Source organism: Enterococcus sp. DIV0546 (assembly GCF_051712785.1).
Classification (GTDB): domain Bacteria; phylum Bacillota; class Bacilli; order Lactobacillales; family Enterococcaceae; genus Enterococcus; species Enterococcus faecalis.
Genome location: NZ_JBIOPO010000001.1, coordinates 675,607 through 690,815 on the forward strand (window position 1 = coordinate 675,607; position 15,209 = coordinate 690,815).

At 38.4% G+C, this 15,209-nt stretch carries 13 protein-coding genes; 6 read left to right on the forward strand and 7 right to left on the reverse strand.

Annotation, left to right across the window (positions count from 1 at the left end; translation table 11 throughout):
• The first annotated feature begins 31 nt into the window (after positions 1 to 31).
• Entirely contained in the window at positions 32 to 2,629 is a 2,598-nt protein-coding gene (gene adhE / locus IGJ24_RS03225) for a bifunctional acetaldehyde-CoA/alcohol dehydrogenase (RefSeq protein WP_086317695.1), read from the forward strand.
• A 44-nt stretch (positions 2,630 to 2,673) separates the two neighbouring features.
• Here the strand turns inward: adhE and fni are convergent, their stop codons facing one another.
• From fni to IGJ24_RS03255, 6 genes are all read right to left on the reverse strand, one after another.
• Positions 2,674 to 3,717, reverse strand: coding sequence for a type 2 isopentenyl-diphosphate Delta-isomerase (gene fni / locus IGJ24_RS03230; protein ID WP_002381302.1), 1,044 nt, complete (start codon positions 3,715 to 3,717; stop codon positions 2,674 to 2,676).
• Positions 3,701 to 4,807 (reverse strand): phosphomevalonate kinase, encoded by a 1,107-nt coding sequence (locus IGJ24_RS03235; RefSeq protein ID WP_289865460.1) that lies wholly within the window; start codon positions 4,805 to 4,807, stop codon positions 3,701 to 3,703. The genes fni and IGJ24_RS03235 overlap by 17 nt, the downstream gene beginning before the upstream one ends.
• A gap of 2 nt (positions 4,808 to 4,809) precedes the next feature.
• Complete coding sequence (mvaD, locus tag IGJ24_RS03240) at positions 4,810 to 5,805, reverse strand: diphosphomevalonate decarboxylase (RefSeq protein ID WP_002355778.1); 996 nt, start codon at positions 5,803 to 5,805, stop codon at positions 4,810 to 4,812.
• Positions 5,805 to 6,749 (reverse strand): mevalonate kinase, encoded by a 945-nt coding sequence (gene mvk, locus IGJ24_RS03245; RefSeq protein ID WP_010828617.1) that lies wholly within the window; start codon positions 6,747 to 6,749, stop codon positions 5,805 to 5,807. The genes mvaD and mvk overlap by 1 nt, the downstream gene beginning before the upstream one ends.
• Positions 6,750 to 7,018: 269 nt before the next feature.
• The gene (locus IGJ24_RS03250) at positions 7,019 to 7,654 is read right to left on the reverse strand and encodes a pentapeptide repeat-containing protein (protein ID WP_002376088.1); all 636 of its coding nucleotides are present in this window, start codon (positions 7,652 to 7,654) and stop codon (positions 7,019 to 7,021) included.
• Positions 7,651 to 8,724 carry an FUSC family protein gene (locus tag IGJ24_RS03255; RefSeq protein ID WP_289865461.1) on the reverse strand — a complete coding sequence of 358 codons (1,074 nt, stop codon included), beginning with the start codon at positions 8,722 to 8,724 and terminating at the stop codon, positions 7,651 to 7,653. The genes IGJ24_RS03250 and IGJ24_RS03255 overlap by 4 nt, the downstream gene beginning before the upstream one ends.
• A gap of 243 nt (positions 8,725 to 8,967) precedes the next feature.
• On the opposite strand from IGJ24_RS03255, the gene opp1A reads away from it, so the two are divergent.
• Entirely contained in the window at positions 8,968 to 10,638 is a 1,671-nt protein-coding gene (gene opp1A, locus IGJ24_RS03260) for an oligopeptide ABC transporter substrate-binding protein Opp1A (RefSeq protein ID WP_101731802.1), read from the forward strand.
• A gap of 78 nt (positions 10,639 to 10,716) precedes the next feature.
• Here the strand turns inward: opp1A and IGJ24_RS03265 are convergent, their stop codons facing one another.
• Positions 10,717 to 11,067, reverse strand: a complete 351-nt coding sequence (locus IGJ24_RS03265; protein WP_002355784.1) for a DUF3899 domain-containing protein — start codon at positions 11,065 to 11,067, stop codon at positions 10,717 to 10,719.
• A gap of 90 nt (positions 11,068 to 11,157) precedes the next feature.
• Between IGJ24_RS03265 and opp1B the strand changes: the two genes are divergently transcribed.
• The 4 genes from opp1B to opp1F are packed head-to-tail and all read left to right on the forward strand — an operon-like array spanning position 11,158 to position 15,175.
• Positions 11,158 to 12,099, forward strand: a complete 942-nt coding sequence (gene opp1B / locus IGJ24_RS03270) for an oligopeptide ABC transporter permease Opp1B (RefSeq protein ID WP_002381304.1) — start codon at positions 11,158 to 11,160, stop codon at positions 12,097 to 12,099.
• Positions 12,099 to 13,151 (forward strand): oligopeptide ABC transporter permease Opp1C, encoded by a 1,053-nt coding sequence (gene opp1C, locus IGJ24_RS03275; protein ID WP_002355787.1) that lies wholly within the window; start codon positions 12,099 to 12,101, stop codon positions 13,149 to 13,151. Before opp1B ends, opp1C begins: the two co-directional genes overlap by 1 nt.
• A gap of 9 nt (positions 13,152 to 13,160) precedes the next feature.
• A complete protein-coding gene (gene opp1D, locus IGJ24_RS03280; RefSeq protein WP_002355794.1) occupies positions 13,161 to 14,219 on the forward strand; it encodes an oligopeptide ABC transporter ATP-binding protein Opp1D in 1,059 nt (352 codons plus the stop codon).
• Positions 14,219 to 15,175, forward strand: coding sequence for an oligopeptide ABC transporter ATP-binding protein Opp1F (opp1F, locus tag IGJ24_RS03285; RefSeq protein WP_002361357.1), 957 nt, complete (start codon positions 14,219 to 14,221; stop codon positions 15,173 to 15,175). Before opp1D ends, opp1F begins: the two co-directional genes overlap by 1 nt.
• The last annotated feature ends 34 nt before the right edge of the window (positions 15,176 to 15,209 follow it).

Genomic DNA, 15,209 nt, shown 5'->3' on the forward strand with positions numbered 1-15,209 from the left:
TTTTTAAAATGAAACTCTTAGGAGGATGAACATGGTTAAAACAGTAAAAAAAGAAAAGACAGAAACAGTTGATGTTTCATCAATGATTGATGAATTAGCAACAAAAGCGAATGTCGCTTTAAAAGCAATGGAAGATTTTACACAAGAACAAGTAGATCACATTGTCCATCAAATGGCGATGGCGGCGTTAGACCAACATATGCCTTTAGCAAAAATGGCTGTCGAAGAAACTGGCCGTGGAATCTATGAAGATAAAGCAATCAAAAATATGTATGCATCTGAATACATTTGGAATAATATTAAACATGATAAAACTGTGGGTGTAATTAAAAAAGACGAACAAACCGGCTTAATGGAAATTGCTGAGCCAGTTGGCGTGGTATGTGGGGTCACACCAACAACGAACCCAACGTCAACAACTATTTTTAAATCACTAATTGCCTTAAAAACAAGAAATCCAATTGTTTTTGCTTTCCATCCTAGCGCACAAAAATGTTCGGCAGAAGCGGCACGTATTGTACGGGATGCGGCGATTGCAGCAGGTGCACCAGAAAATTGTATTCAATGGATTGAACAACCATCGATTGATGCAACTTCTGCTTTGATGAATCATCCAGGGATTGCCATTGTTTTAGCAACTGGTGGCGCAGGCATGGTAAAATCTGCGTACTCAACAGGTAAACCAGCACTAGGCGTTGGTCCTGGGAACGTACCAGCTTATATTGAAAAAACGGCTAAAGTGAAACGTGCGGTTAATGATTTAATTGTTTCAAAATCATTTGATAATGGAATGATTTGTGCTTCTGAGCAAGCGGTCATTGTGGATAAAGAAATTTATGCTTCTGTCAAAGCTGAGTTTGAAGCACACAATGTTTACTTCGTGAAACCGAATGAATTACAAAAACTAGAAGATGCAGTGATGAATGAAGGCAAATACGCAGTAAATCCAGCGATTGTCGGTAACTCTGCAGAAAAAATTGCTGAATTAGCAGGAATTAGCGTACCAAAAGGCACAAAAATTTTAGTCGCTGAATTAGAAGGTGCAGGTCCAGAATATCCATTATCAAGAGAAAAATTATCGCCAGTTTTAGCAATGATGAAATCAAACAATGCAGAGCATGCTTTTGAACTATGTGAAGCGATGTTAAACTTAGGTGGTTTAGGACATACAGCAGTAATTCATACAGAAGATGAAGAGTTACAAGTTGCTTTTGGTTTACGTATGAAAGCTTGTCGTATTTTAGTGAATACTCCATCAGCAGAAGGCGGTATCGGTAACATTTATAACGAAATGATTCCATCCTTAACACTTGGTTGTGGTTCATACGGGAAAAACTCTGTTTCTAAAAACGTATCAGCCATTAACTTAATTAATATTAAAACGGTAGCGAAACGGAGAAATAATATGCAATGGTTTAAATTACCTCCAAAAATTTTCTTTGAAAAAAATTCTTTACAATATCTACAAAAAATGGAAAATGTTGAACGTGTCATGTTAGTTTGTGACCCAGGTATGGTTCAATTTGGCTATGCAGATATCGTACGTAAAGAGCTACAAAAACGTAAAAATGATGTGAAAATCGAAGTATTTTCTGATGTTGAACCAAACCCATCAACAAATACTGTTTATGCAGGTACCAAAATGATGGTTGATTTCCAACCAGATACCGTGATTGCCTTGGGTGGCGGTTCTGCAATGGACGCGGCGAAAGGCATGTGGATGTTCTATGAACACCCAGATACAGAGTTCTTTGGTGCAAAACAAAAATTCTTAGATATCCGCAAACGGACATATAAAATTGCCAAACCAGAAAAAACACAATTTGTTTGTATTCCAACTACTTCAGGAACTGGTTCAGAAGTTACACCATTTGCTGTTATCACTGATAGTGAAACACACGTGAAATATCCGTTAGCAGACTATGCGTTAACACCAGATGTAGCGATTGTTGATCCACAGTTCGTAATGTCTGTGCCAGCTTCAGTCACTGCAGATACAGGTATGGATGTTTTAACACATGCTATTGAATCTTATGTTTCCGTGATGGCTTCAGATTACACACGTGGTTTAAGTTTACAAGCAATCAAGTTAGTTTTCGATCATTTAGAAAATTCAGTGAAACGTCCAGATATGGAATCTCGCGAAAAAATGCATAATGCATCAACCATGGCAGGGATGGCATTTGCTAATGCATTCTTAGGTATTTGTCACTCTATTGCTCATAAAATTGGTGGGGAATATGGCATTCCACATGGTCGTACAAATGCGATTTTATTACCACATATTATTCGTTACAATGCGAAAGATCCATCAAAACACGCAATGTTCCCTAAATATGATTACTTCCGCGCCGATACTGATTATGCCGACATTGCAAAATTCTTAGGCTTAAAAGGAAATACTACCGCAGAATTAGTAGAAGCTTTAGCAACAGCAGTAGCAGACTTAGGTAAATCAGTCGGAATTGACATGAACTTGAAAGCCCAAGGTGTCTCACAAGAAACATTAGACACAACGGTTGATCGTATGGCAGAACTTGCATATGAAGACCAATGTACAACTGCAAATCCGAAAGAACCATTAATTAGTGAACTAAAACAAATTATCTTAGATGCTTATGTAGGATAAAAGAACTCAAATAAAGAGACCAGAACATTAATGTTCTGGTCTCTTTAACGTTTTGCGAAAACAGTGCTGTCGATACCACGGTTATGACACCAATTAACTAAAACTGGATCGAGGATAAGTGCGGTACTCGTTAATTCTTCTGTCGTCTTTTTTCCTAAAAGAGTATAAAGCATTTTCACTTCTTCTTGCCATTGCTGTACAAGGGCTAGGGTATTTTCTAAACCATTTTTACTCATAAGGGAAGCTAAGATAGTCCCAGCAACTCCCATGCTTTTGGCACCTAAAGCGAGTCCTTTGACAATATCAAGAGAGTTACGCACACCGCCAGAGCCGAGAATAGTTAGTTTCTTTTGCCAATTTTGTGATTCCAGAAGAGAGATGACCGTTGATTGCCCCCAATCATCTAAGAAAGAAAGTTCTCGTTTCTTCCGCCGGGCATTTTCAATTTGTGTAAAACTCGTTCCGCCTTGGCCGCTCACATCCGCTGCTTGAACGCCGATAGAGGTGAGTTTTTCTAAGGTTTCTTGGCTCATGCCAAAGCCAACCTCTTTGACAATGACAGGCACTTCTACGGCCTGTACGATAGCTTCAATCTTGGTTAGCCAATTAGTGAAATCACGATCTCCTTCAGGCATGACCAATTCTTGGGGCACATTTACATGGATTTGTAAGGCATTCGCTTGAAATAAATCAAGCGCTCGCTTTGCTTCTTCCACACCCAAGCCTGCACCAATATTGGCAAAAATGAGTCCATCTGGGTTTTCTTTTCGCATAATTTGATACGTATCCGCTAAACTAGCATCTTTTAACGCTGCCGAGACAGATCCTGTCGCAACTAAAAGGCCAGTTTCTTTGGCAATAATGCCTAATTGCTGATTAATTTCTTTTGCACGCTGACTACCACCTGTCATTGCATTGACATAAAAAGGTTGGGGAAGCTGAAAAGAAAGAAACGAAGTGGAAATATCCACTTCGTTAACAGCGGATTCAGCAAACGATTGGTGAACAAAACGCACACGATCAAAGTCATTACTTTTTTCTTTGTGGAACGCTTTAGCTAATGATAGATGTTCATCTTTTCGATTCATGCTTCTCCTTACACTCCTTTTGACCATAGGTATAGACGTGAAGTGGCAGTGGGGTAATTCCGTCTTTTTCCCAAGCTGTCATTAATGGTAAAATCCCAGATTTTTGGCGGAAAATTACAATCCCACAATCGCCCCCGCCAGCGCCAGAAGATTTCGCAGCTCCTGTATAAGATTCAGCCAAATCACAAAGATTTTTCAAGGCTTCTGTTTCGATTACCACAGCAGTCAGTGAAGATAATTCGGCGAGCAATTGGCGATTTTTAGTAATTTGTTTTTGAATAACAGAAATTTTTCCTGTGTTAAAGCCATTAATCATTGTTTCGACACAAAGCCGACTTTTCATTAAGAACTGCTCATAAGCCGCTTGTTTTTCTTCTTTTGATTGATGGACTCGATCAACTAAGTCTGAAGTGGACGCAGGGCTACCTGTCCAACCAATTAGTAAACGTAGTTGTTTCGGTACTTTTAACGGAAAAATCATTAATTCAGGCCAGTCCATTGCTAACAAATCAGTTAATGTTTCAGTGGCTACTTTTTGATTGACCCAATCATGATCGAAGGTTGAAAAGGCAATCCAGCCCCCGTAACAGCTGGCGGCGATATCTCCGCAAGAACCATTTCCTTGAACGGCTAAGTGAGCTAATGCTGATAATTTGAAAATTTCCTCATTTTCCAAACCTAAGTCATAAAAAATATTCAAGGCTTTGACAGTTCCAACGGTTACTGCACCGCTTGAACCAAGACCATATTTTCGTCCATTTGAACTATCTAATTCACTCGTCACTTTTAAATGATAAAATGACAATTCTTTGTTTTGCTCTTGCGCATATTTTTCAGTTAGATGAATCGCCGCTAAAACATAATGAAAAGGATTTTCGCGAATATCTAATACAAGCTCACCATTTCGGCGTGTCCAGCGAATAGGTAACGAGCTGTATTGTGCAGATTGAATACTGCCTTCATCTGTTGTTTCTTCGACAGTTACAGTTACGAATTGATCCACAGCAACGATAATGGCAGGGTGGCCAGGTTCAACAACGGCATATTCTCCTGCAATAAATAACTTTCCTGGCGTAGTAACTTCAATCATGCTTATTTATCCATTCCTTTCGTTTCAAACAATTCAATTCCGGGACCAGCAAAAGCTGGGACTAACTGCTCTTTTGAAAAATGTTCACTTAAAAATGTTTTTAATGCTTCTAGGTTTTTCTTTTCGACTAAGACCTTGACATTCGGACCTGCATCCATTGTAAAGTAGCAAGGAATTCCTTTGGCCCGTGCTTGGCGAACTAAAGCCATCGCTTGTAAGCTGCCTGGGGACCAGTAAGTAAATGGAGGGACAGCGCCTAAGGTGGTTCCATGCATCCTTAACCCATTGGCTTCAATGATTTCTCCTAAACGAGGGAAGTCTTTTGTTTTAATTGCTTCATGAACTTGGGATAAATCTTTTTCCACATTGTCCAACCAGCCTTGATAAAAGCTAGAAGTTTCTACTGTTCGTTTCATTCCATCACGGCTGGAAACATCTTTTTCGCCATCGTTAATTAAGATAAAGAGCATGGCCAATTCGTTTTCCCAATTATTGGCTGGAATATTTTCAGCAAACGACGTTTCATCAGAGTGACCTTTGTTCCATTGAGCAAAACCACCAAAAATACTACGACAAGCAGAACCTGAACCACGTCGCGCTAAACGTGATAAGTCTTTTGCTGAAAGATTTAATCCTAAGGCTACGTTACAGGCCCCAGCTAAAGCAGCTAGACCACTCGCTGAAGAAGCCAAACCAGCTGCAGTAGGCACAAAATTTTGACTTTCTACTTTTGCAAACCAAGTACAATCGGCTTGTTGACGAACAAGGTTCAAAAATTCTTTGACTTTTTTTGTTTGTTTTTCGTTTTGCAAGATACCATCTAAAATAAATACATCTTCTGAATAATGGGCATCAAATGTCACAGTTGTTTCTGTGTAAAAGGCATCTAATGTTAATGATAAACTACTATTCATTGGTAAAATGTATTCTTCATTGGCTTTTCCCCAATATTTAATCAGAGCAATATTTGTATGCGCTCGTGCTTTTCCTGAAAGCATTACTTTTTCACCTCTAATGATTGAATCCATGTAGCAACAGCTCCATTTTCTTCTAAAGTCTGTGCAATGGTTTGTGCGGTCTTTTTATTATCTGTTAAGGCAATCATACAGCCACCGCGACCGCCGCCGGTTAATTTTGCTCCTAGAGCGCCATGTTCTAAAGAGAGAGCCACTAGTCGATCCAGCATATCGTTGCTGACGGTTAATTGCTGGAGTTGCTCTTGCGCTAACGTCATTAGCTGACCTAATTTTTGTTTATCATCTTGTAAAATTGCCTGCTTCGCTTCTTTAGTAAAAGAACCTAATTGTTTCATTGTTTCAGCGATTGCTGTGGGATTATTTTGAGCTAGCTGCGCAATGTCTTTCACTGCTTCACGTGTTTGACCTTTAATTCCCGTATCAGCTACTACTAAGTAGGCATTAGATAAATTCATCGAGAAATGTGTGGGCGGAAATCCTCTAGTAAAAAATAATGGATCAGCGCCGCTTGTTGCTGCGGCATCGATACCACTAGGATTGCCATGAGCAATTTTCTCACTTAAAGAAACAAGCTCAAACAATTCTTGATATGTATAAGCGTAATCAAAATAATCAAAAAGGCTTCGAACGATGGCCACAGCGGTTGCTGCGCTTGAACCCATTCCTCGTTCAGCGGGAATCGTACTTGTTAAGGTCAAAGTGCCTTTAACTGTATCTTCCTTTAAAAAATGTAAGGTTTGCTGAACAACTTCCTTGATATTTGCTAGCTCTTGGGGCACGTCTTCAAGCAATCCTGTAAAATATGCACAATCAATCTGCATAGTTTTTGCCGGGGTAAAGACGGCTGTGATTTCTGTCGCTTGAAAAGGAAAGGCGATTGCTGGTTCGCCGTAAACAACGGCGTGTTCCCCCATTAAAATGATTTTTCCCGTCGCTTGACCGAGGCCTTGTTTTTTTATATTCATTCACTGACATTCCTTTTGAGTAGAATCGAGTATAGGACAAAAGACGTTCTTGGATTAGAAGAACGTTTGTCATAATCTCTTCATGATTTATAGGAAATGATTCCAAAAGTTTCTCTTGTTCCAAAAAAAGAGATTGCTTAACCTAAGATAGTTTACCTAAAAATAAGGCACAAGTAAAATGGTTCCGTTGGTTTTTCCAAAAAATTAATAACAATTTAATAAGAAAGAACCGACAGAACCAGTTATTCGGCTATTTTTTTAAAATTTTCTTAGGTAATCACCAAACCAAGGGCACTTGCTAAATAAATGGCTTGTTCAGGGGTGACTTTGAGACCTGATAAATAGTTTGGCGAGAAAGTCAAGCGTTCAAAGGTGTTTTGGGAAAAATCCAATCCTTTTAAAGAAGTATTTAGCCAATTACTTTCGGTTAAATCGCAAGCTTCTAGCAGGAGTTTCTTCCAGGTGACCTCGAAAAATTCACTTTCGACTAAACGTGTCTGATTAAAGTGAACAAGATTAAAATTTGCAAAACGAAAAGAAGCATAATCGGCTTTGCAATCTTCAAATAGACAATCTTTTAAATAGCTATCTGCAAAATTCGTTCCTGTCAAATTGCAACGAAGGAAAGTCACTCGATGAAAACTGCCAGACAGCCATTCGACGTTAGAAAAATCGCAAGCTTCAAAACGCACATTACTACAATCAAAAGAAGCAAACTGGCCATTTGCTAATGAAAGATGATCGAAAACAGCATCCCGAAAGACTAAGTTACGAACTTCTTGATTCGATAAATCAATCTGCTGATACAAATGATTTTCTAAGATTGCCTCATCTTCTAATTGACAGTTCGTTAATAGAGGAAGTTGTTCTGGTAGATTTGGTGGCAAGGGATAAGTTATTTTCATAAAACGCCTCTTTCTTCTTGTTGATTTTCAAAGGTTTCATCAATTGAGTAGGCCCGATTATAGAAACGTAGCGCAGTTGTGAAAACATAAGCGCCGGCAAAACCAAGTAAACTACCTAACACAATCCCGACTAATCGATAGTTTAAAAGATTACTAATGACTTGCTGTCGTGCAAGATTTGATAATAATAAGGACATCGGGGTAATAAAAAAGCTGGCAATCGCATAGTTTCTGTTAATGAATCCTTCAAAAGCTGCATATAGAATACTAATGATACCGATTGTTTGTAAAGGTGTAAAGGGAATCGTTAATAAAATTGCAGAAAGCAACAAACCGAGACTCGTGCCTAGAATCCGTTGAACATTTCGCTGCATCACAGAATGTAAATTTTCCCCTTGTAAAATGGCTGCGCAAGTAAACGTCATCCAATAGGCGTTGACTAAATGAAGCGATTGGCTTAAATAAGCCGCTAAAAATAAAATGGCCGCATAATGCAAAGCATCTAATAAAGAAGCGGGATCAATATAAAGTCGTTCTTGAAGAGACATCCGTTTTTGAAAAACGTAGGGGCGCTTGTCGATGAAATGAAGCACAATGCCCATGATAATGCCGGTCACTACTCCTAAAAGAACAAAACTGGCCATGATGGGAATCTTATGTAAAGGAAAATTGTTGCTTGTTCCCATTGCGGTTGACATGATAACTAACAAAGCACCAGGCTTCTCAATGCCATACAATCTAAAAAGTAAGCGTGCAAAAAAAGCGACGATGGCAATTGTAATAGGAATCAACCAAGGTACATGGTGACTTAGCATTCCTAAGCTGTTGCCCAGAACAATAAAAAAGCCAACAATATTCAGTCTGCGCAATAATTGAGGCAAAGGAAGCGGCTGATAATAAATAAACGTATAAATGCCCATCGAGCCAAAGGTCCCAATGAGTAAATTATTGGAAAAATAACCAATTAATAATGGAATTGCCATACAAATTGCGACACCAACTAACCGAAATAATTCGTCATTTGCTTTATCAATAGCAAACAAATCCTTTAAAAACGTAGAATTTTTCATATTTTGTCACTCCTTTACTTCCTAATTTACCATAATGTTTAGAAAACTGACAAAAGAATTGCAATAAAAGACAGGAAGAAAAAGAGTGGTTTCTGATAGGAAGAGAAGAAAAATTAAAAAAAGTTAACATTTTGACTTGCAATTTTAATATGAAAAATGTAAGATATATTCCATAGCAATAAATAATTATTAAATTCTGATTTTTCAGAAAATACAGATTGTATTATTTTAGGAGGCAACACTATGAAATTGAAAAAGTCATTAACATTCGGTGTGATTACATTATTTAGCGTAACAACTTTAGCGGCTTGTGGAGGCGGCGGAACGTCAGATAGCTCAAGCGCGTCTGGTGGCGGTAAGGCAAGTGGCGAACAAGTTTTACGTGTCACAGAACAACAAGAAATGCCAACAGCTGATTTATCACTAGCAACAGACAGAATTAGTTTTATTGCATTAAATAATGTATATGAAGGAATTTATCGTTTAGACAAAGATAACAAAGTCCAACCTGCAGGTGCAGCGGAAAAAGCAGAAGTTTCTGAAGATGGACTAACATACAAAATTAAATTAAATAAAGATGCAAAATGGTCAGACGGTAAACCAGTGACTGCTAATGACTATGTTTACGGATGGCAACGAACAGTTGATCCAGCGACAGCTTCTGAATATGCTTATCTGTATGCCTCTGTAAAAAATGGTGATGCCATTGCTAAAGGGGAAAAAGATAAATCAGAATTAGGAATTAAAGCAGTCAGTGATACAGAATTAGAAATCACTTTAGAAAAAGCAACACCATACTTTGATTACTTATTAGCTTTCCCATCGTTCTTCCCACAACGTCAAGATATTGTGGAAAAATATGGTAAAAATTATGCATCAAACAGCGAAAGTGCTGTCTACAATGGTCCATTCGTCTTAGACGGCTTTGATGGTCCTGGTACAGATACAAAATGGTCATTCAAGAAAAACGATCAATATTGGGATAAAGACACAGTGAAACTGGACTCAGTAGATGTGAATGTCGTGAAAGAATCACCAACCGCGTTGAACTTGTTCCAAGATGGACAAACAGACGATGTCGTTCTTTCTGGTGAATTAGCCCAACAAATGGCCAATGACCCAGCTTTTGTTAGTCAAAAAGAAGCATCAACACAATATATGGAACTAAATCAACGTGATGAAAAATCACCATTTAGAAATGCAAACTTACGTAAAGCAATTTCTTACTCAATCGACCGTAAAGCGTTAGTTGAATCAATCTTAGGGGATGGTTCTATCGAGCCAAACGGTTTAGTACCAGCAGATATGGCAAAAGACCCAAGTGGCGGCAAAGACTTTGCTAAAGAAGCAGGTAGTCAAATTGAATATGATACGAAAAAAGCTAAAGAATACTGGGAAAAAGCGAAAAAAGAATTGGGGATTTCAACCTTAACAATGGATATTCTTTCTTCAGATGCAGATTCTTCTAAGAAAACAGTTGAATTTGTTCAAGGGTCAATTCAAGATGCTTTAGATGGTGTGAAGGTAACGGTTAGTCCGGTTCCATTCTCTGTTCGTTTAGATCGTTCAAACAAAGGCGACTTTGATGCAGTAATCGGTGGTTGGAGTGCTGACTATGCTGATCCAAGTAGTTTCTTAGACTTATTTGCTTCAGATAACTCATATAACCGTGGACGTTATAACAATGCAGAGTTTGACAAGTTAGTGAAAGCAGCAAGTAGCGCAGATGCGACAAATCCTGAAAAACGTTGGGATGATATGTTAAATGCAGAGAAAACGATTATGGGAGACATGGGTGTGGTACCATTATTCCAAAAATCAGAAGCGCATTTACGTGCTGAAAAAGTCAAAGATGTCGCAGTTCATCCTGCTGGCGCAACGTATGACTACAAATGGGCATACATTTCAGAATAACCTGACAAAAGATCGATAGCAAACAAAAAAGGACCTTTGCCATGGAATAAAAGGCAACGGTCCTCTTGCTATCTTGTCTTAGACCAAGTAAAATAGTAGAAAGCCTAAAGACAGAATCAGTAAGATGCCCCCAGTTTTTAGCCAGAAAGAGCGATGTGCATCGCCAATGACTGAAAGCGGGATAAACTCTTTCGGTTCATTTTTCTTTTTAAAACGAAACGCGTTTTTCATTGAGCGCTGAAAGTTATCGAAAAAGCCAGAGGACATAATCCATAAAGCAATGCCGATAATTAAAAAGAAAAGCGAAACGATAAAGAAGGTATCTGATAATGAGGAGGTAGTGATAGGTTCTTTACTTATTAATAAGTAAAGAAAAATGCCGATACTGGAAATAACGGCTGTAATAATTGGCCATTTAAAAGTTTTCATGTGTTCACCCTATCTATTATTGTGGTCTATCTAGTCATTACTTTAACGAAAATAACTGAGGAAGTCAAAAAAATCTCGGAGGTGTCATTATTGAATAGTTTTGGAAAATATTTTCTTAAACGGATCTTTTTCATGATTATCACTTTGTGGTTAATCGCAACGATTACGTTTTTCTTAATGCAATTATTACCAGGTACGCCTTATACCAACCAAGAAAAACTTAGTCCAGAAACAATCGCTATGTTGAATAAACAATCTGGCTTAGATAAACCAGTGATTGTTCAATACGGAATTTACTTAAAGAACCTGGTAACGGGAGACTTTGGTATTTCATTCCAATTTAAAAACCAACCTGTTGCTAAGTTATTAGCTGGTCGAATTGGACCATCCCTTCAACTGGGAGGACAAGCGATTATCTTTGGTACGTTAGTCGGTATTTTATTGGGGATTATCGCAGCGATGCGTCAAAATACTTGGGTAGATACGTTGGCAACATTGTTAGCCATTTTAGGTCGTTCTATTCCAAACTTTGTTTTCGCGGTATTATTACAATACATTTTTGCAATGAAATTAAGAATCTTACCAATTGCTATGTGGAATGGTTTTGCATACACAATCTTGCCAACTATTGCCTTGGCAATGAGTCCAATGGCCGATTCGGCTAGGTTTATTCGAACCGAGATGGTAGAGGTCTTGCATAGTGATTATGTCGAATTAGCCAAAGCAAAAGGCTTGAGTCGCTGGCAAGTTGCATTCCGCCACGGATTAAGAAACAGTTTAATTCCATTGATTACCTTATTAGGACCTTTAGCCGTTGGTTTAATGACAGGTTCTTTAGTAGTAGAAAATATTTTTGCCATCCCTGGAATTGGGGAACAGTTTGTAAAATCAATTATGACAAACGACTATCCAACAATTATGGCAGTAACTATTTTGTATTCAACAATGTTAGTTGTTGTAATTCTGATTGTTGACTTACTTTATGGTTTAATTGATCCAAGAATTCGCGTATCAGGAGGTGCAAAAGGCTAATGGAAACAGTCAATAAAAATAATCTACCACAAGCGATTAAAGATATTCCGGCAGATGAGTTTCAGCCTCTAAACACTTCAACTCTAAAAGAAAGAGAGCGTATTGCCACACCGTCTTTAAGTTTCTTACAAGACTCATGGCGTCGTTTGAAAAAGAATAAAGCTGCAGTTATCTCAATGAGTTTCTTAGCAGTTATTATCTTTATCTCTATTATTACCATTTGGGTTTCACCACATAACCCAACGAAACAAAATGTTTCTTACATTAACTTACCACCACGAATTCCTGGCTTGGAAAGCGTGAATGGTTTAAATGGTAAAACAACAGTTGCTGGTCAATTAGTTGATAAATATGCACAAGCAAATGTTCCGGATAACGTAAACTTTTATCTAGGAACAGATGGTTTAGGTCGTGATGTCCTAAGTCGTTTATTTATGGGAACACGTATTTCCTTGTTAATTGCGTTTATCGCGGCAATTCTAGATATTACGATTGGGGTAACGTATGGACTGATTTCCGGGTTGGTCGGCGGTCGTGTCGATACAGTGATGCAACGTATTTTAGAAGTTCTTTCTGGTATTCCTAACTTAGTTGTTATGATCTTGATGCTAACAGTCTTTGATCCAGGGATTGTTTCGATTGTTTTAGCCATGGTTATTACAAACTGGATATCAATGGCCAGGATTGTGCGAGCCCAGACCATGAAACTAAAAGACCAAGAGTTTGTCATGGCAGCAGAAACATTGGGCGAATCTCGTTGGAAAATTGCTATTAAACATATTTTACCGAATATCTCAAGTGTCATTATTGTCCAAATGATGTTCAGTATCCCATCGGCAATTTTCTTTGAAGCGTTCCTAAGTTTTATTGGGTTAGGCTTACGTCCACCAACCGCATCTTTAGGAACCTTGTTAAACGAAGGATACAAAACTTTCCGTTTCCTTCCATATTTAATGTGGATTCCAGCGGCAACACTTTCAGTTATCATGATTTGTTTCAACTTGTTAGCTGATGGTTTACGTGACGCATTTGATCCTAAGATGAAAGAGTAAGAGTGGTGAATGACTATGGAAAAAGTATTAGAAGTTAAAGACTTAAGAATCTCCTTTGATACGTTTGCAGGTAAAGTCAACGCCATTCGTGGTGTGAGTTTTGATCTTTATAAAGGTGAAACGTTAGCCATCGTAGGTGAATCAGGGAGTGGTAAATCTGTTACAACTCGCAGTATTATGCGTTTGTTGAGCAGTAATGCCAATATTGATAACGGGGAAATTTTGTTTAAAGGGCAAGATATTGTTCATAAAACAGAAAAACAAATGCAAGCCATTCGTGGTAAAGAAATCGCAATGATTTTCCAAGATCCGATGACTTCATTAGACCCAACGATGCCAATTGGCAAACAAGTGGCGGAATCATTAATCAAACATAATAAAGTCTCAAAAAAAGAAGGCTTAGCGCAAGCATTAGAATTACTAAAATTAGTCGGCATTCCTAATGCTGAAAAACGTTTGAAAAACTATCCGCACCAATTTTCTGGTGGACAACGTCAACGGATTGTCATTGCAATTGCTTTAATTTGTTATCCAGAAGTTCTAATTGCAGATGAACCAACTACAGCGTTGGATGTAACCATCCAAGCACAAATTTTAGAGTTATTAAAAGACTTACAAGAAAAAATTAGCACTTCGATTATTTTCATTACCCATGATTTAGGGGTAGTAGCGAACGTGGCTGACCGTGTCGCTGTCATGTACGGTGGACGTCTGGTTGAAGTGGGAACAGCAGAAGAAATTTTCTATAATCCACAACATCCATATACTTGGGGACTTTTAGGGTCAATGCCAACGATGGAAGGAACAGAAGACAAACTTTATGCGATTCCAGGTTCACCTCCAGATTTATTAGATCCACCAACTGGAGATGCCTTCTATCCACGGAATGAGTTTGCTTTAAAAATTGATACAGAAAAAGAACCACCTTATTTTGAAGTATCACCAACCCACAAAGCAGCAACGTGGTTATTAGCACCACAAGCACCAAAAGTTACGCCTCCAGCAGAGATTGTTCGTCGTTGGGCAATTTATGCAGAGCGTCAAAAAAATCCAGGAGGTAGTAATTAATGGCAGAAGAGAAAAAAGTCCTATTAGAAGTCACTGGTTTGAAACAGTATTTCAATGTTGGTCGTAAAGACGAAGTAAAAGCCATTGATGACATTAGTTTTCATATTTTTGAAGGCGAAACCTTTGGATTAGTTGGCGAATCAGGAAGTGGAAAATCAACAACTGGTCGCAGTGTCATTCGTTTATATGATCCAACTGCTGGTGAAATTCTTTTCGATGGAAAAGACATTAGCAAAATTAAATCAAAAGCGGACATGCAAGCATTCCGCCGCGATGTCCAAATGATCTTCCAAGATCCATATGCTTCATTGAATCCAAGAATGAAAGTCAATGATATTATTGCTGAAGGAATCGATGTCAATGGATTAGCTAAAACACCAAAAGAGCGGGAAGAAAAAGTCAATGAACTTTTAAAAACGGTGGGATTAAATCCAAGTCACAGTACGCGTTATCCTCATGAGTTTTCCGGTGGGCAACGTCAACGGATTGGGATTGCTCGTGCTTTAGCGGTTAATCCACGTTTCATTATCTGTGATGAGCCGATTTCGGCTTTGGATGTGTCGATTCAAGCTCAAGTAGTAAACTTATTACAAGATTTACAAAAAGAACAAGGCTTAACTTACTTGTTTATTGCACATGACTTATCGATGGTAAAACATATCAGTGACCGAATTGGCGTAATGCACAGTGGGAAATTATTGGAAATGGGCACAAGTGATGATGTCTATAATTTCGGCGTTCATCCTTATACAGAAAGTTTACTTTCTGCGATTCCATTACCAGATCCAGACTATGAACGCACACGTAAACGGATCGTTTACCAGCCTGCAGCGGCAGATGGGAAAGATCGTGAGCTCCGTGAAATTCTCAATGGACACTATGTTTATTGTGCTGAAGACGAAGTTGCAATGTACCGTGAAAAAATTGAAGAGAAGAAAAGAAAAGCTGGTTTATAACCAGCTTCTTTTCTAACTATCTTGGTAGGGTGGT